This window comes from Streptomyces viridiviolaceus (assembly GCF_014650995.1).
Lineage (GTDB): Bacteria > Actinomycetota > Actinomycetes > Streptomycetales > Streptomycetaceae > Streptomyces > Streptomyces viridiviolaceus.
The window spans coordinates 1-16572 of the sequence record NZ_BMWA01000059.1 but is presented as its reverse complement, the minus strand read 5'-3'; the positions used below and the strand labels follow the sequence as shown (position 1 = coordinate 16572).

The 16572-nt window shown below is 68.6% G+C and carries 19 protein-coding genes, 1 tRNA gene and 2 pseudogenes; 7 read left to right on the top strand and 15 right to left on the bottom strand.

Annotated elements, in window-relative coordinates; translation table 11 throughout:
• From IE260_RS40365 to IE260_RS40355, 3 genes are all read left to right on the top strand, one after another.
• Nucleotides 1–255, top strand: a 255-nt coding sequence (locus tag IE260_RS40365; protein WP_189880916.1) for a heterodisulfide reductase-related iron-sulfur binding cluster, incomplete at its 5' end; no start/stop codon positions are given.
• 143 nt (nucleotides 256–398) lie between these two features.
• On the top strand, nucleotides 399–1625 hold the full coding sequence (locus IE260_RS40360) for an FG-GAP-like repeat-containing protein (protein WP_189880915.1): 1227 nt from the start codon (nucleotides 399–401) through the stop codon (nucleotides 1623–1625).
• Between the two features lie 101 nt (nucleotides 1626–1726).
• Complete coding sequence (locus tag IE260_RS40355; RefSeq protein ID WP_189880914.1) at nucleotides 1727–2734, top strand: Yip1 family protein; 1008 nt, start codon at nucleotides 1727–1729, stop codon at nucleotides 2732–2734.
• A gap of 75 nt (nucleotides 2735–2809) precedes the next feature.
• Here the strand turns inward: IE260_RS40355 and IE260_RS40350 are convergent, their stop codons facing one another.
• A complete protein-coding gene (locus tag IE260_RS40350) occupies nucleotides 2810–3307 on the bottom strand; it encodes a phosphoribosyltransferase (protein WP_189880913.1) in 498 nt (165 codons plus the stop codon).
• 36 nt (nucleotides 3308–3343) lie between these two features.
• On the bottom strand, nucleotides 3344–3919 hold the full coding sequence (gene dcd, locus IE260_RS40345; protein WP_189880912.1) for a dCTP deaminase: 576 nt from the start codon (nucleotides 3917–3919) through the stop codon (nucleotides 3344–3346).
• A gap of 511 nt (nucleotides 3920–4430) precedes the next feature.
• Here dcd and IE260_RS40340 point away from each other — a divergent pair.
• A tRNA-Gly gene (locus tag IE260_RS40340) sits at nucleotides 4431–4504 on the top strand.
• A 49-nt stretch (nucleotides 4505–4553) separates the two neighbouring features.
• Here IE260_RS40340 and IE260_RS40335 read toward each other — a convergent pair.
• The 13 genes and pseudogenes from IE260_RS40335 to IE260_RS40275 form a co-directional block, all read right to left on the bottom strand.
• A pseudogene (locus IE260_RS40335) lies at nucleotides 4554–5719 on the bottom strand (tyrosine-type recombinase/integrase).
• Nucleotides 5719–5931: an excisionase family DNA-binding protein gene (locus IE260_RS40330; protein WP_058916388.1), complete on the bottom strand. Its 213-nt coding sequence runs from the start codon at nucleotides 5929–5931 to the stop codon at nucleotides 5719–5721. Before IE260_RS40330 ends, IE260_RS40335 begins: the two are co-directional and overlap by 1 nt.
• Nucleotides 5928–7229 (bottom strand): replication initiator, encoded by a 1302-nt coding sequence (locus tag IE260_RS40325; protein WP_189880911.1) that lies wholly within the window; start codon nucleotides 7227–7229, stop codon nucleotides 5928–5930. The genes IE260_RS40330 and IE260_RS40325 overlap by 4 nt, the downstream gene beginning before the upstream one ends.
• A gap of 132 nt (nucleotides 7230–7361) precedes the next feature.
• Nucleotides 7362–7619, bottom strand: a complete 258-nt coding sequence (locus IE260_RS40320; protein ID WP_189880910.1) for a SpdD protein — start codon at nucleotides 7617–7619, stop codon at nucleotides 7362–7364.
• 14 nt (nucleotides 7620–7633) lie between these two features.
• Nucleotides 7634–7828 carry a hypothetical protein gene (locus IE260_RS40315; protein WP_023588145.1) on the bottom strand — a complete coding sequence of 65 codons (195 nt, stop codon included), beginning with the start codon at nucleotides 7826–7828 and terminating at the stop codon, nucleotides 7634–7636.
• Between the two features lie 9 nt (nucleotides 7829–7837).
• On the bottom strand, nucleotides 7838–8029 hold the full coding sequence (locus IE260_RS40310; RefSeq protein WP_086680185.1) for a mobile element transfer protein: 192 nt from the start codon (nucleotides 8027–8029) through the stop codon (nucleotides 7838–7840).
• Entirely contained in the window at nucleotides 8029–8220 is a 192-nt protein-coding gene (locus IE260_RS40305) for an RING finger protein (RefSeq protein WP_189880909.1), read from the bottom strand. The genes IE260_RS40310 and IE260_RS40305 overlap by 1 nt, the downstream gene beginning before the upstream one ends.
• An 18-nt stretch (nucleotides 8221–8238) precedes the next feature.
• The gene (locus tag IE260_RS40300; RefSeq protein ID WP_189880908.1) at nucleotides 8239–8868 is read right to left on the bottom strand and encodes a DUF2637 domain-containing protein; all 630 of its coding nucleotides are present in this window, start codon (nucleotides 8866–8868) and stop codon (nucleotides 8239–8241) included.
• Nucleotides 8869–8950: 82 nt separating this feature from the next.
• Nucleotides 8951–10009 (bottom strand): annotated as a pseudogene (locus IE260_RS40295) (FtsK/SpoIIIE domain-containing protein); the annotation flags it as partial.
• Between the two features lie 42 nt (nucleotides 10010–10051).
• Nucleotides 10052–10402: an SCO3933 family regulatory protein gene (locus IE260_RS40290; RefSeq protein WP_112467181.1), complete on the bottom strand. Its 351-nt coding sequence runs from the start codon at nucleotides 10400–10402 to the stop codon at nucleotides 10052–10054.
• A 126-nt stretch (nucleotides 10403–10528) separates the two neighbouring features.
• Complete coding sequence (locus IE260_RS40285) at nucleotides 10529–11257, bottom strand: GntR family transcriptional regulator (RefSeq protein ID WP_189880907.1); 729 nt, start codon at nucleotides 11255–11257, stop codon at nucleotides 10529–10531.
• A gap of 89 nt (nucleotides 11258–11346) precedes the next feature.
• Nucleotides 11347–11784 carry an ATP-binding protein gene (locus tag IE260_RS40280; RefSeq protein WP_189880906.1) on the bottom strand — a complete coding sequence of 146 codons (438 nt, stop codon included), beginning with the start codon at nucleotides 11782–11784 and terminating at the stop codon, nucleotides 11347–11349.
• A 281-nt stretch (nucleotides 11785–12065) separates the two neighbouring features.
• Nucleotides 12066–12806 (bottom strand): GntR family transcriptional regulator, encoded by a 741-nt coding sequence (locus IE260_RS40275; protein WP_189880905.1) that lies wholly within the window; start codon nucleotides 12804–12806, stop codon nucleotides 12066–12068.
• Nucleotides 12807–12891: 85 nt separating this feature from the next.
• Between IE260_RS40275 and IE260_RS40270 the strand changes: the two genes are divergently transcribed.
• From IE260_RS40270 to IE260_RS40260, 3 genes are all read left to right on the top strand, one after another.
• The gene (locus IE260_RS40270; protein WP_189880904.1) at nucleotides 12892–13980 is read left to right on the top strand and encodes a DUF1152 domain-containing protein; all 1089 of its coding nucleotides are present in this window, start codon (nucleotides 12892–12894) and stop codon (nucleotides 13978–13980) included.
• Nucleotides 13977–14219, top strand: a complete 243-nt coding sequence (locus tag IE260_RS40265; RefSeq protein ID WP_189880903.1) for a hypothetical protein — start codon at nucleotides 13977–13979, stop codon at nucleotides 14217–14219. Before IE260_RS40270 ends, IE260_RS40265 begins: the two co-directional genes overlap by 4 nt.
• Nucleotides 14220–14807: 588 nt before the next feature.
• Nucleotides 14808–16286 carry a DUF5677 domain-containing protein gene (locus tag IE260_RS40260; protein WP_229881829.1) on the top strand — a complete coding sequence of 493 codons (1479 nt, stop codon included), beginning with the start codon at nucleotides 14808–14810 and terminating at the stop codon, nucleotides 16284–16286.
• Nucleotides 16287–16572: the final 286 nt, after the last annotated feature.

Below are 16572 nucleotides of genomic sequence, written 5' to 3'. Positions count from 1 at the left end.
ATCGGCAAGCGCATCAACAACGAGCGCGTCGACGAGGCCCTCTCCGTCAACCCGGACATCGTCTCCACCGCCTGCCCGTTCTGCCTGGTCATGCTGACCGACTCGGTCAACGGCAAGAAGAACGACGGCAAGGCCAAGGAGTCCATCCAGGTCGTCGACGTCGCCCAGCTCCTGCTGGACTCCGTCAAGACCCCGATCGACCCGGCCGGCGAGACGGAGACGACGAGCGAGCCGGAGCCCGAGCCGGTGAAGTAGCCCGCCCTCCCCGGCACCCTGAGGTACCGCGGCCCCTGACCCCGAGCGGGTGAGGGGCCGCAGCCGTTCGCCCGGGCCGGGACCCCGAGGTCCGCGCGCGGCAGGCTAATGTGCCCCGCATCACAGGGGAGGGACACAACAGCATGCCGAACCGCTTCACCCGGGCCGTCTCCATGCTCGCCGGCCTCGTACTGGCCGGCTCCGGCCTGGCCGTCGTCAACGCCGCTCCGGCCGCGGCGAACGTGGAGGACTGCCCCAAGGGCTACTTCTGCGGCTGGACGGGCAAGGACGTCACCGGCTCGATGTGGAAGACGAACAAGAACGTCGCGGACCTGGGGCGCTGGGCCGACGACATTCACTCCTACGTCAACCGCACGAGCAAGGAAGCCTGTCTCTACGGCGCGAGGAACTACGACAAGTCGAGCTATCTCTGGTCCGTGGAACGCGGCGACGCCGAGGACTACGCGTACTACGGGGACATCTCCAGCGTGATCCGCTCGATCAGCTTCGTGCAGGACCGGCACGAGTGCAACGTGCGCGACTACCCGAACTGGATGTCCTTGCCCACCTCCGCCACCCCGGACTTCGGCGACCTGAACGGCGACGGCCGGGCCGACGTCATCAGCCGCGACCGGGCGGGTGGGCTGTGGTTCACCCCGGGCGACGGCACCGGCCGGCTCATCGGCACCGGCGGCTGGAACGCCATGAACGCCCTGACCCGGCACGGGGACTTCAGCCGCGACGGCCGCGAGGACGTCATCGCCCGCGAGGCGTCCACCGGCAGGCTCTGGCTCTACCCCGGCACCGGCACCGGCGCGCTCGGCACCCGCAAGCTGATCGGCACCGGCGGCTGGAACGCCATGAGCAAGATCACCGCCGTGGGCGACCTCACCGGAGACAGCCGCTCCGACCTGGTCGCGGTCGAGAAGTCCACCGGCCGGCTCTACCTCTACCCCGGCACCTCCACCGGCACCCTCGGCTCCCGCAAGCTGATCGGCACCGGCGGCTGGAACGCCATGAACGCACTCGTCGGCATGGGCGACACGAACGGCGACGGCCACCCCGACCTCTACGCCCGCGAAGCCTCCACCGGCAAGCTCTGGCTCTACCCCGGCCGCACCAGCGCCCTCGACAGCCGTGCCCTCATCGGCTCCGGCGGCTGGAACGCGATGGGCCACCTCTTCGCCGTCGGCGACTTCAACGGCACCGACGCCCCCGACCTCGTCGCCGTCACCAACGAGAGCTTCGTGATCGACGGCTGGTCGGACAACCCCGGCTGGCTGATCAACTACTTGGGCCGGGGTGACGGCCGCCTCGAGAGCGCCTGGCGCTACACCAACGGCTGGTGGGGGTTCACCGACTTCTGCTGACGGCTCCTGCCGAGGGGAGCCGCCGGTGCGAGCCCAACCACGGTTCCGGTGGGGCCGACCGTGCGGCCCCTAAGGGACGTCCCGGTCAACCCCCGTAAGGGATGTCACAGCTCGGCCGCAAAGGACACCCCGAACGGCCGAGGCCCGCACGTCACCCCGCGGGACCAGGTACGTTCGAAGGCGTGGCTGGATTCAGGATCGGACGCGGCCGGGACAACGGCGCTCCTCACGCGCGACCGCAACACCCTCCGTACGGACAGCAGATGCCGCAGGGACCCTCGTACGGCGGGCCCGCGGCGCAGCCGCCGTACCCGCAGCAGCCCTACCCGGGTGGCGGCCCCACCGGCGCCCCGTGGCCGCAGGCCCACGGCGGCGGTCACGGCGAACCGGAGTACTTCGGCGACGGCGGCTACCCGCAGGGCGGCCCGCACGACCCGCACGGCCGCCCGCACGACCCGTACGCGGCCAACAACCCGGGCCACACCCAGGCGTTCTCGATCGGCGAGGACCCCTACAACCAGGGCGACACCTACCGCGCCGGCTCCGCCCCGCCGCCCGGCCCGATCGGCCCCCGCCTGCACTGGAAGGCCCTGCTGAAGGGGATCGTCACCGCCCCCGATCAGACCTTCCTCCGGATGCGGGACTACACGATGTGGGCCCCCGCCCTCATCGTCACGTTCCTCTACGGCCTGCTGGCGGTCTTCGGCTTCGACGGCGCCCGCGAGGACGCGATCAACGCGACCCTCTCGAACGCGGTCCCGATCGTCCTGACGACGGCCGTCGCGATGGTGCTGAGCGCCTTCATCCTGGGCGTGGTCACCCACACCCTGGCCCGCCAGCTCGGCGGCGACGGGGCCTGGCAGCCCACCGTCGGCCTGTCCATGCTGATCATGTCCATCACGGACGCCCCGCGTCTGGTCGTCGCGATGTTCCTCGGCGGCGACGCGCCCTTCGTCCAGATCCTGGGCTGGGCCACCTGGGTCGCGGCCGGCGCCCTGCTCACCCTCATGGTCGGCCGCTCCCACGACCTCCCCTGGCCGAAGGCGCTGGGCGCCTCGGCGATCCAGCTGATCGCGCTGCTGTCGATCGTGAAGCTGGGCACGTTCTAGCCCGGCCGGCCCGGTCACACAGAAGGCCCTCGGCGCGTCACGCGCCGAGGGCCTCTGTCTTGACCGTCTCCGGGCTCAGGCGTCGAGCACCTGCCCGGACCGCCTGACGACGGGCGGCTCGACCGACCACGGGAAGTTGATCCAGTCGTCCGTACGCTTCCACACGTACTCGCACTGCACCAGCGAGTGGGACTTCTCATAGATCACGGCGCTGCGGACCTCGGCGACGGTGTCCAGGCAGAAGTCCCGCACCAGCTTGAGCGTCTTGCCGGTGTCGGCGACGTCGTCGGTGATGAGGACCTTCTTGTCGGAGAAGTCGATGACGTTGGGCACGGGCGCCAGCATGACCGGCATCTCGAGCGTGGTCCCGACGCCGGTGTAGAACTCCACGTTCACGAGGTGGATGTTCTTGCAGTCCAGGGCGTAGGCGAGCCCGCCGGCCACGAAGACGCCGCCGCGGGCGATGGAGAGCACGATGTCGGGCTCGTACCCGTCGTCGGCGATGGCCTGCGCGAGCTCGCGGACGGCGACGCCGAACTGCTCGTAGGTCAGATTCTCCCGTACATCACTCATGCGTCTGTCCTGCCTGCGTCCTGGCTGCGTCCCGGCTCACACCTGGGTCCGATGGAAATTGATGAAGGACCGGGAGGCGGTCGGCCCCCGCTGCCCCTGGTACCGCGACCCGTACCGCTCGCTCCCGTACGGGTGCTCGGCCGGCGAGCTGAGCCGGAACATGCACAGCTGTCCGATCTTCATGCCGGGCCACAGCTTGATGGGCAGCGTCGCGAGGTTGCTGAGCTCGAGGGTCACGTGCCCGGAGAAGCCGGGGTCGATGAACCCGGCGGTGGAGTGCGTGACGAGCCCGAGCCGCCCGAGCGAACTCTTCCCCTCGAGCCGGGAGGCGAGATCATCGGGCAACGTGATGACCTCGAAGGTGCTGGCGAGCACGAACTCACCGGGGTGCAGGATGAACGGCTCGTCGCCGTCCGGCTCGACCAGCCGCGTGAGGTCCGCCTGCTCGACGGAGGGGTCGATGTGCGGGTACCGGTGATTCTCGAACACCCGGAAGAAGCGGTCGAGACGCACGTCGATGCTCGACGGCTGCACCATGGAGTCGTCGTAGGGATCGATGCGGACCCGCCCGGCGTCGATCTCGGCCCGGATGTCCTTGTCTGAGAGAAGCACGCACCGAGGATACGCAAGGCGCGCGGAGCAGCCACAATCGCCACCGCTCCACGCGCCTGGCCCCTGCCGGGGCTGTCTGCTACCGCTTCTCGTAACTCACCGGCACGACGCTCCGCAGCCGCGCACACCGCGGACAGCGGACGAGCCGGCCAGGACCGAGTCGCTCGGCCTGCTGCATCGGGAACGAGGCGGCGGTGAACACGTGCCCATCGGCACAGCGGACGACGGTGCGCTCCATCAAGTCCCTTAAGTCCCTTCCCCAAGAGCCGCGTCTGGCTTGACTGCCCTGACGACAAAAGCCACAGTACGGGATCAAAGAGACGGCCCTCCAGGCGGCACTCCGCCCCCGCGCAACCCCTCTCCGAAGCCCCCACCGTACGCCCCAACTCCGGTCCCCCGCAGCCGCATCGCCTCCCCCGAAACGACTCGGGCCCCACGGCGTGAACACCGGGGGCCAGCGATGGGGTAGAGTGAGCGAGCGTCCCGACACCGGTTCCGGTCGGCGTCTTACGCGGGTGTAGTTTAATGGTAGAACATCAGCTTCCCAAGCTGAGAGCGCGAGTTCGATTCTCGTCACCCGCTCCACGAAGAAGGCCCAGGTCGGAGACCCGGGCCTTTCTGCTGTTCATGGTGATCACTCGTCGCGTGCCAGATCCGTGCCAGAACGCTTCCCGTCGGCCTCCCGGGCAGCGGCGGCCCAAGCCTTCCGGACGGTCGCGTCGAGGCCGGCGGCGACCTCCTCCTGACGCTCCTCGTCGGAGTGCTGGTAGATCAGCGCCGCCTTCTCGGACGACTGCCCGGCGCGGACCATCGTGTCCTTGAGGGTGGCCCCGGACCGGGTGGAGAGCGTGTGCCCGGTGTGCCGGAGGTCGTAGAACCGGAAGCCCTCGGGCATACCGACGACCTCCCGCGCCCGCCGCCACTTCCGCCCGAAGGTGCTGCGCCGAAAAGGTGCCCCCTTCTCCCCCACGAAGACCAACCCGTCCGGCCCCGGCTCGGCGTACGACTCCAGGTGCCACCGGAGCTCCCGGCGGAGGAACGCGGGAAGAATCACAGTCCGGGTCCCGGCCTCCGACTTGGTGTCGCCCGGGACCCGCCGCCCGTTCATCCGCTCCGGCTCGGCGAGGCGGATCCGGACGCGCAGGTTGTCGACGTCGACGTCCCGGCGGCGGAGGCCGGCCAGTTCCTCCGGCCGCATCGGGCCGTAGGCACCGAGGTACACCATCAACCGCCACCGCATCCCCACCGCGTCGGCGAGGGCGTCGACCTGGGCGACGGTGGCGATCCGCCGCTCGGCCGCCTTCTCCTTGCCAGCGCCTTTGATCCGGCACGGGTTGCGTTGGATCAGCTCGTCGTCGACGGCCGTCTCCATGACGGCCTTCAGGAGCCGGTACGCCTTCGCGGTGATCGTCCTGGCGCCCGTGATCCGCAGCCGCTCGGCCCGCCACTCACGGACACGGGGCGCGGTGATCTCGTCCAGGTCCAGGTCCGCGAAGGCGGTCAGGTGCTTGTCGAGGAGGTAGCGGTAAAGGTCCCGGGTCAGCGGAGCCAACTCGCGCTCCTCCACCCACTTGTCGGCGTAGGCCCGGAAGCCCACCCCGCCGGCCTCTCCCTCCACTCGCCCCGGCGGATCTCCGTCTGTTTCTCGGCGAGCCAGTCATCCGCGTCGGCCGTCGTCTCGAAGGTGAAGGGAGCCGGACGCATCACGCCGTCCGGGCCGGGATAGCGCGCCTGGTACCGACCGGAAGGCAGCCGTCTGATCGCTCCGAAGCGGCGGCGCCTGCCCCTGCTGTTGGCCATCAGGCAGCCCTCCCGTATCGAGCGCGGGGCCGCCGACGCGGCTCCACCGTGTGGGACGTGATGAACTCCTCCACCGCACTCGCCGGGATGCGGACGTGTCGGCCGACCTTCACGTACCGGATGCGCCGCTCCTCGATGAGCCGCCGCGGAAAGCGGGCGGTCGTCCCCAGCAGCTCGGCGACCTGGTCCACGGACAGGTAGCGGTCGTTCATGCGGTCGGTTCTCCTTCCGTGCCGGGAGCGGGTTCGAGGGTGGCGGCGAGCCAGCTCTCAGCGCCGGAGAGGCCGGTTCCGGCGAAGACCCAGTGCGCGAGGACGAGGGTCGTTTCCTGGCCGGTGTCGACGGCCGGAGCGGCTTGGGCGCGGCGCCATTCGGTGCGGGCGTCGCGGAGGGCGCCGAGGGTGGTGGAGTAGCGGCGGGACTTGGTGGAGAAGTGGCCGCGGAAGCCGAGCATGTGGGCCCAGGCCCGCAGGCGGAGGTCTGCCAGCTCGGGGCGTGCGCCCAGGGTCCAGGCGGTGCGGATCATGCGTCGGGCGTGTTCGGTGATCCGCGCTTGGGCCAGCTCGGCGAGGAAGCGGATCGGCCGGTCGAGGGTGCCCGTCGCCGTCTCGGCGCCTTTGGTGGCGTACTTGGCGACGTACGCCGCTACGGCCCGTTCGGTCAGGTCCTGGCCGCCCGTGAAGTCGGTGGACCGGATCGTACGGACGTCGAGCTGTCGGCCGAAGACGAAGGTGTGCCGTCGACCGTCGATCTCCGGGCCATCGACACGGACGGCAGCAGCGGCGACCCGGATGGCGTCGGTCAGCAGCTCGGCCGTCGCCCAGGCCGGGGGCGCGGTCTCACCGCCCTCGGGGCCGTCGAGGCGGATGACCGCGTGGAAGTGGACGGCGCCCCGCTTCTGGTACTCGGCCACCTTGGCGAAGGAGACCCGGGCATGGTCGCGGAAGTCCCGTTGAGTGAGGCCGGCTCGCTTGGCGACCTCCCGGCGGAGGTAGATCGAGAAGCGTTGCCAGAGGGCCCCGGCGTGCGCGTTCCACAGCACGGCCGCTTCGTAGTCGTACGTGTCCGGGTCGAGGGGCGTGCCCAGGGCCGGGTCCTGGTCGTCGTGGCGGATGCCGCAGCGGCAGGGGCGTCCGCCCGACGGGTGGTTGTGGACCGGGCCGAAGCCGGGGGCGGTGAAGGTGGCGAAGACGCGCGGGTGGGTGGCAACCCGTTCCGGGGTGCCCTTGCCGCCGCGGAGTCCGGCGGTGATCAGGTGGTAGGTGTCGCGGCGGTAGGTCTCGGCGCAGGCCGCGCACCGGGTGGCGCGGCGGTTGTTGCAGCGGACGAGGAGCTGACCGGCGGGCAGGGCCGACGAGTCCAGGTGGTGCAGGACGCGGCCGATCTCGCCGGTCGTCCGGTCCACCGCGTATTCGGTGCGGTGGCCGTCGAGGCGTACCGGGCGGGTGCAGCCGCCCAGGCCGGACAGTTGGCGGCCCAGCTCGGGCAGGGTGCCGAGAGAGGCCAGCATGGAGAGTTCCGCCAGCGGAGGCGGAGTCTGCCGGGTGATGATGGGAGTTCCTTTCGGCTGTCGTGACGGTTCGGAAGGGACGGCCCCGGGGCGGCGGGATGCTTGGCGGCTTGTTGCCGCCCCGGCGGCCGGTCAGCGCCTGTGCGCGCCGTTGACGAGCGAGCGCAGGACCACGGCGGCGATGGCCACGGACACGGCCGAGACGGCGACCGCCGCCAGGAGCGCGGTGAGCACGATCCCGACGACGACCACGGCGGCGACCGCGCCGGCACCGACGCCCACGTACGGGGCGACCGGACGACCGGCCGAGGCAACCGGAGCTTGCGTCTGCTGATGCGTGACGGTGGTCGTCGGCAGAGTCGGGATGTCGGGCAGCTTGGGACGGAACACAGTGGATCTCCTTGTCACTCGTGGGTGCCGTTGACGACGTCGACCCCGGAACGGGTGCCGGACTCGATGGCGGGGGCGAGGAAGGTGTGCGAGAGCCAGAAGCCGAACAGCGCGATCACGACGGCGACCCAGAGCCGGACGCCGAGGAACTTGATCGCGGCCCAGGCGATGACCCCCAGGACGAAGACCAGCGGCAGCGAGACGGTCACGGAACCCCCTCAGCGGACGGCGCAGCGGTGGGTACGGGCGGCCAGCTCGGCGGCGGCGCGGCTGTCGTAGTCCGTGGCGAAGCCGCAGCGCGGGGCCGTGCAGGCGGCGGTGTGCTTCTCGCGGCCCCGGCCGTCGTAGTAGGTGGCGACCTGCACGGGGCCGATGCGGACGACGCGGCGGAAGCGGCGGTTGGCGGTCATCAGGGGGTCTCCTTGAGGTCTTCGCCGGTGAAGTCGGTGACGTGCTCGGCCAGCCATCGCAAGATCTCGTCGCCCTCGTAGCTGTCGGCGGCGAGGATCACGGGCTCGGCGATGAGCACGGCTTCGGTGAGGCGGTTCTGTCGGGTCAGCTCGGCGGCGCGCTTCAGCGCGCGGAGCGTGGACGGGCGCACGGGGGAAAGTCCTCCGGGTCAGGTCAGGTGGGCGGAGAGGGCTTCGGCCAGCGGCAGCGGGACACCGAGCCGGGCGCGAAGGGTCGAGGTGTCGATGGGCGTTCCGGTCCGGGCGCGGTGTTCGTCGGCGACCTTGCGCGCGAGCGTGACGAGCGCCGGCGGGACCGGGGACGTGGAGGGCGGAGCCGGTTCCAGCTCCGCAGCGGGCAACTCAGGTGCAGAGGCAGGCGCTTCGGGCGCGGTGGGTTCCGGAACCGGCTCGCGTCCCCCCGTCGAGGCGTCCGCGGTTGTTCCGTGGGCGAGCAGCGTCCCGCCGAGGAAGGCGATCGCAGGCCATCCGGCGACGAGGATGCGCAGCCAGTCCGGCACGTCGTTCAGGTCGAGGAGTCCGGCCGTGGCGACGTTGGCGCCGAGCGAGGCGGTCAGGGCGACGAGGAACCAGCACCACCCGGCCGTTCTCGCCTCACCGGAGCGCAGTCGCCGCCAGGCCGCGACCAACAGCAGGTCGACGGAGACCGGGTAGGCCCACGCCTTCCAGCCGTCCTGCCCGGCGGCCAGCGCCAGGTCGTGCAGGTGGGCGAAGGACAGCGCGCCGGCGATCAGTGCTTGGATGAGTACGGCGTCGATGCGGACGGGCAGGGCACGCACGGCGCAACTCCTTCCGGTTCCAGGCATGGAGGGGGTAGGGACGTGGCACAGGGCGGCCGTGCCGGCCGTGGGCGGGGTGTGCTTACTCGGTGACCGGACGGCCCGTAACCACGGACCCGGACGGCGCCTCTACCGGCATCGGCGGAACGTACGGCCGGAAGGGATCGAGCGCCGGTACGTCAGGGGCGAGGTGAGCCGTCGCGCGGCAGGTGGCCGCAGCGTCGGCGAGGGAGAGGTAAGGGGTACGGATGCGGGACCAGCCGCCGGAGGTGTCACCGACGACGGCCAGGCCGGGCAGCTCGGCGGCGATGGCACAGGCCGCGAAGACGGCCTCAGGGGCGATGTCACCGAGCGCCATCTTCGCCGAGGCTTCATCGTTCACACGGTGGCAGACGCGGCCGGTGAGCTGGGCGCGGAGCATGGTCGCGCCCTTGCCCAGCTCAGCGCCGAAGCGCTGTCCGCAGACTTCGAGGTAGATGCCGGCGGCCCGGCCGAGTTGGGCGAGTCGGATGAGCTGGGTGACCATCTCGTCCCGCCGTTCCTCCTCCTTCCGCGTGGCGACGAGGAAGAGTTCAGCCACCTCGTCGACGAACAGCACGATCGGGGCCGGGCGTTCGTCCTCCGGCAGTCCCCAGACGTCCGAGGTGATCAGCTCTTCCGGAGTGCCGGGCGCGATGCCCTGCCGGGCCTTGATCAGGTCGTATCGGTCCTCCGTCTCCTTCACGAGCGCGGGAAGCAGCTCGGCCGCCTGGTCCGGGTCGGTCGCCAGGGCGGAGAGCCGAGATGCGAAGGGCGCCAGCTCGACCCCGCGCTTGCAGTCGATCCCGACCAGAGCCACAGGCTGAGCAGCGAGCCCGGTCAGCAGGTTCCGCAGGTACATGGACTTGCCCGAGAGGGTGGCGCCGAGCACCAGCTCATGCGGCACGGCCCGGTAGTCCCGCACGAACGCGGTCGCGTCCTCCCGCAACGCCACCGGGATCCGAAGCGGGCCGCCGTCCAGCCGACGGGGCATCCGCACCTTCCGCAGCACGTCGAAGCCGACGAGCCGCAGCTCGACGACGCCCGGCTTGACGTCCCGAACATGAACGGCGTGGACGCCCCAGGCGTGTCGGAGGCGTTCGGCGGAGGCCGCCACGTCGCGAACCGCCCAGCTCGGCCCACGTCACCAGATCCGTCACGGCGATCAGCCCGCCTGTGCCATCGGGAAGGCGCCCGGAGCGACGGCGGTCGCCCGGTAGGCGATGCCGTGCCGCTCCCGGCCATTGAAGACGCTCTGCCACGGCCTCGCCACCAGACCCGGAAGCGAGACCGGGGCACCGACCGTCAGGCCCTCGGTCACGCCGCTCTCCGGGACGGTGACCTGGATCAACGACGACTCGCCCTCGTCGATGTAGACGACGCCGACGGTCATCAGTGCCTCACCGGTCACCGCATCCTTCGCGATCTCACCGGTCTGCCGGTCGCGCACCTTCGGCGCCGGAGCCTCGGTGAGCAGGATGGTGGCGGTCGAGGCGTCAACGCGGATCACACGCACAGGGATTGCTCCTTCTGAGAGTCGATCAACCTGTCAACCTGACAGGTTGACTTAGCAAGTCTGAAGCTAAGGATGCTAGGTTGACTTGTCAAGTTGCTATCGCAGGAGTTTTGCCCCAGGTGGGGGTCAGTTCAGACGGTAGGTGTCTTCGAGTTCCTGCCGGTCGGCAGGCAGGAGAACGTCAGCGACCTGCAAGGCTCGGCCGGAGGCGTCACACGCGACGACCAGGACGCTCAGCACGGGGACGCCGTCCGGCAGATCCAGCAGCTCGGCTTCACGAGCTTCGGGCAGCCGAGCAGAGACCCGCTCGGTCACGTGGTCGAAGCGGACCTTCTTCCGCGCTTCGAGGTGCTCACGGGGACTACCACTCAAGGGCTCACCGGCCCCCAACTCAGTGCCTTCCACCAGGCCGGCGGGGAAGTACGACGAGACCAGCTCGACAGCCTCGCCGTCCTCTTCGACCAAGAAGCGGCGCATGAGGACTTCGGCCCTCTTCGGCAGACCGAGCGCCGAGGCGACCCGAGCCGGGACAGGCACATGCCCGACTTCGATCAGCCGACCCGCGCCCTGCGACTCGTCGCGCTCCAGCGCCTCACGCCCCCGCCGGTCCTTCTGCTCGACGACTTCCGGGCGACCCCGGACGATCGTGCCGTATCCCTGCCGGGACTCGAGCCAGCCGTCCCGCTTCAGCAGCTCCAGAGCCCGGACGACGGTCGGGCGGGACATCCCGAAGGCCTGCACCAACTGGTTCTCGCTCGGCACGCGGGTGCCGGGCGCGTACGTGCCGTCCTCGATGCGCCGCTGAAGCGTCTGCGCGAGGCGCACGTACTTCGGTGGCTCCACTTCATACGCCATGAACGCCGCCCGTCGAGATTGGCCAAGTCAACTGGTCAACCAGCCTAGCGACAGATTCAAGGTGGCAGTAGAAGAGGTGGGCTATCCCATCACGCCGACCAGGCATCGGCGACCACGAAGGAGACGACCGTTCCACCGAAGCAGCTGGGCCCGGAGTGCCAGGAGTCAGCGATGGAGTCGACCAGGAGCAGTCCCCGCCCGTGGGCGTCGTCCGCCTGCGGGTGCCGCAGCCGCACACTCGCCGGGAAGCCCGGGTTGTGCACGTCGACGCGGAGCGAGGTTCCCTCGCGGTACCACTCGACCCGCACCACCCACGAGTCGTCCGACCTCCCGTAGCGGATGGCGTTGGTCACCAGCTCCGAGATCATCAGCGCGCAGTCGTCGATCGAGCAGGACGGGTTGTACGGAGCGATGAACTTCCGGAACCAGCGCCGGGCGCGGGGGACGGACTCGGGCTCCGGATGCAAGGTCATCGCTCCGAGCCGCGGTGAGTCCTCGCAGGGGTGGCGGTCGATCGTGTAGGCCATGCGTGCTCACTCCTTGCCGCTGCCGTCGCAGTCGAGGCAGCGCCGCTTCAACGTGGCACGGCTGCGGTCGTTGGCCGTGGAGAGCGCCAGCGCCGTTCGGGAGCCGACGCGCTTCCATCCACGCCCCCGACACCCCCGGCAAGCTAACCGCGCGTCCTGCACCGGCCGCCGACTCGTCACGTCGTGCCCCCTTCTCCTCCAAGTGGCCTTAGCCACTTTCTGGATAGTGGCATTAGCCACTTCGGGGACGCAAGCGGTTCGCCTGAACTGGCGAGTCGTCGTCAGGTGAGCGGATAGCCCTGCTCGAACGCCCAGCGGTGCGGCGGGTAGGTAGCTTCGGCGAACTCCAGAGGGCGGTCCTGGAGGTCGAAGACGACGTGATGGATGATGAGGACCGCAGATCCCGGCACCAACCGCAGGTCGGCCGCCTCCTCGTCCGTGGCGGACCGAGCACACATACGGTCCTCGGCATAGCTGCCTTGACGCCCGGTCATCCGCTCGACGTACATGAGCGTCCCCTCCTGGATCCGCCCAGGATCCGTGAGCTTGGGCGCCCGCTGGCCGACATCCGCGGCGAACCACGAAGTGGACAAGTTGATCGGACCGTCCTGGTTGTTCGTCACCCGCCGACGGTGCACGGCTCGGCGATCCTTCACCAACCCCAGGGCCTCGGCGACGTAGTCCGGAGCCTCCAGCCAGCCGGCCGAGGTGATCACCGCGTACTCACCGGGCGTGTAGATCTTCCCGGTCTGCCGGGCGCGCCCGTACAACTCCCTTGCACGACGGTTCACTTCCAGGCTGCGCACGTACGTCCCCGAGCCCTGGCGCTTCTCGACCAGGCCCTGATGGCTCAGCGCTTCCAGTGACCGCGCGGCCGTGGGCCGGGACACCTTCCAGTCCGCAGCGAGCTGCCGTTCCGAGGGGACCTCGTCCCCCGGTCGCAGGTCACCCCGAAGGATCTGGTCACGGATGTAGTGGGCGATCTGGAGATACTTCGGTTGAGCCTCTTCGATCTGCGGCATCTCCCCTCCCTTCCTCGTACAAGTGGCTATGACCTTTGGCCACTATAGGGTGAGTGGCCAACCCGTGAACCCGTACTCTGAGCGCATGACGCGGTTGATCGTCGCAGCAGGAGGAGGGGGCGACGCAGTCGCCGCCGCCATGCTTCACGCCGCCCTCTACGGCGACGAGGACCAGGCGGTGATCCTCACGTACGCATGGGACCGTCTCCTGATCGACCCGCTCCCGGGTCCGCGAGGAGCCGACAGCTTCACGGGACTCGAACCCGTCACCCAGTCCGTCTGGTCGGTGCCGGCCGAGGCCCAGCCGATCGCCCCGGCGGGCTCCACACTCCCCCGACTCGCGGCAGAGCTCCCGCACACGCTGGCTCTGCTCGACCCGCATCACGGCGCCGAGGGCATCACCCGCCAACTCGAAGAGTTGGTGTCCCACCTGGCACCGGCATCGATCGATCTGCTCGACGTCGGCGGCGACATCCTCGCCCAGGGCGACGAACCCACCCTCAAGAGCCCACTCGCCGACGCCCTCACCCTCGCCGCCTGCTGCCAGGTCAACGCCCCGATCCGCCTCCTGGTCGCAGGCCCCGGACTGGACGGCGAGATCTCCCCCGACGACCTGCGCCCCCTGCTCGGCAGCCTCGTCCACACCTTCATCGCCGAGGACGTGGAGACGATCGGCAGCATCCTGGAATGGCACCCCTCAGAGGCCACCGCCATGCTCGCCGCAACAGCCCGAGGAGCCCGCGGCATCTGCGAGGTGCGCGACGCCGGCTTCCCCGTCCCCCTCACCGACGAAGGACCCACGGTCCACGAAGTCGACCTGGACGACGCGGTCAGCCGCAACAACCTGGCCCGCGCCATCATGACGACCGCCACCCTGGACGAGGCTGAGGCGTACAGCCGCGAGATCTGCGGCTTCTCCGAGATCGACTACGAACGCAACAAGGCAGCCTGGTTGAAGGACCAGCCATCGGTGCCCCTTACCCCCGAGGACGTCTTCTCCCAGTTCGACCGGTTCCAGGCAGATGCCCGCGCCCGCAGCATCACCCACACCACGTTCCGCCACCTCACCGAGGCACTGAGCCTCAACGGCTCCCAGCGCGATGAGCTACGCCGGCTCCTCATCAACAGCCGACCGGACCAGTACGACGCTCCGCTGTGGAACATCGGAGCATGAGCGCGTTCGCAAGCGACCCAGGCCTGGACGACATCCGGGACGCAGCAGGCCACGGCACAGAAGTCGACGTAGCCGTACACCTTCAGGACGGCACGGTCAGGCTCTCGATCCTCTGGACACAAGAGATCCTGCTGAGCGCCGACGACGCCGACCAGGTGGCCCAGGCACTTCAACATGCCGCGGAACAGGCGCGCAAGATCACAGCAGCCAGACGATCAGACAGGCCAACCGAAGCCTGAATCCCACTGAGTTACAACCTTCTTCACGGGTTCAAGGCCCGCGCACGGCGCGGGCGCGCGCCGCCTCTGCGGCGCGGCCTGCCTCCTGTCTCCGCCCCGGCTGGCCGCGCCCGGCGGCGCGCTGCGTGCAAGCGGGCAAGGGTGGGACGTCATCCGCGGGCACAAGATGATGCCTCCGGCGGGGGATCGGCCGGCACCGGGATGGAGGGGGGCGCCGTCGCCGGCTGCGGGCCCGTAGTGGCGTGCGCGGGGAGCTCCCATCCCGTCCACCGTCGACCCAGGCAGAGCCGAGCAGACGTGGCCCATGGCGTCCAGGTCGTTCGTACAGTGGCGCGCTCCACCTGGACGCCATGGGCCACGCCCGCTCCACGGTGTGTGGGTCGACGGCGGACGGGATGGGAGTTGAGGAGGGTGGTGAGCGGGTTCTGTAAGAGCTCGTTGGATCAGGCTCCTCTAATGGCAGTGCGCAACGGTGAAGCTTCAACCATAATGCGCAGGGAGGGTGACTGGCACGCTGGCATACAGGGGGGAAAGGTGGCGAAGCAGGGCCGCAGGCCACTGCCGAAGAGGCTGGCCAACCATAAGTGGGTGGGAAAGAACCTAATCCCGCCCATGCTCCAGCATGGGGCTATTCTGACTGACTGGGTTCGAGACGATTTTCCCGATCTTTTGTGGATAGCCTTGGTGGTGGAGCAAGAGGGTGACGAGGGTGCACGCCTGATTTCTGCTCTACAGCACGATTGGCTTGAGAAGACTCGTGGAGCGGACTACTCGGTCGAATTGGATGGCAGGCTATCTTCTCTAGAGAAGATGCCAACGGCTGCGCGGAGCGATTTCCTGCATCTTCTTTCACGTCATGATAGTGAGAGGCTAGTCCCGCACGCTCTGCGTACGATTGCCGCATGGTATCCGGAGATGCCAGGCCGGTGGGCCTTTGCCGAGATCGGTGCGCCGAGTGCCGGTGACATGGATGAGATGCTCGACGCGCTTGTCCGGACTCTGGCCCTATGCCTTCAGCGGCGAGGGAAGGCGCTAACGGTGACAGCGCCTCTAGGCTGGCTATTGATCAATGGGAGACTGCACCTGCAAGAGAGTCAGGTTTCGATTCTTGCCTCGTACCCGGTTGACCCCAACACGCGGTCGATGGCTGAGGCAATGCTCACTTCAATGTATGGCGCCACTAAAGCTCTCGCAGTGGGTATGGAGGGTGCGCCTCGCGCTGAAGGTGACTGGCCTGCCCGCTTCTGGAATGCGAACTGGGAACTCACGCCATGCATGAGTCAGGATAGCCCGCCGGTCGTCATGGAGGATGCCGACGTCGCATCCGCGCAGGGGGCCGCGCTTGAGCAGCTGAATGACCTGTGGAATGAATTCATGGGTATCGCCTTCTCGGGTGGGGTGGACCTGTATCGGCCTGCTCGACATGAAGTTGTGTGCGCGTTGGCGGTGAGATGCATTCGAGCCGTTTATGCCATGGTGCAAAGCCCGTTGATGTGGGGCGGCGAACATGGTGCGGCGGTGCTTCGGTCGCTAGTCGAGACAGAAATCCTTGTCGCTTGGCTGCATTATAAGAACGACCTCGAACTGTATGAGAAGTTCATATTGTACGGACAGGGGAAGCAAAAGCTGATGCGAGCCCACGTTGAGGAGGCGATGGGCGAGTCGAGTGACTCGGAAAACTCAAAGCTGTCAGACCTGGCGTCATTTCTGGATTCACGGCTAGGTGGAGCTAGCGCGGAAATGTTCATGGAGGTGAGTGTTCATCCTTCCTTCGCTGGAGGGTCGGTGAACACGCGGTCGATGGCGGAAGAAGTTGGAATGCAGGATCTCTACAGTCGCTTCTTTCAGCCTCTAAGCGCGTCAGTACATGGAGAGTGGTCGGCGCTCGACAACTACGTTGTAGACAGGTGCGTTAATCCATTGCATCGATTCCATCGAATTCCAGTGCAATATCTAACGCCAATACTGGGGCAAGAAACTCTTGCTGGCGCTATCGGTGGTTTGAGGCGTGTGCTCGATGCCGCTACGGAATCGCTGTCGGGAGGTGCAAACGCTGATGAGCCTTAGGGCTCGTCACAGCCGACGTGCCAGTTCCGTCTCGGGCCGTCTGTGGGCCGTCCGAGGCGGGTCGATGGCGACAGGTGGCAACCACCATCGACAGTCGTCCAGCCCGGCAGCCCCAGGTCACCCAAGTGGATCTGCGACACTGGATGGGCCATGCCTAAGCCCGGAGAACTAGCTTCGTGAGCCGTTGACGCTTGGTCACGTCCGCTGGCGTGGTGTATCGACGGCCACTCGGTGATCTCGTTTTGAGGCTATGCGGTGAGTTCGGTGGGCAGGGCGGTGTCGTCGG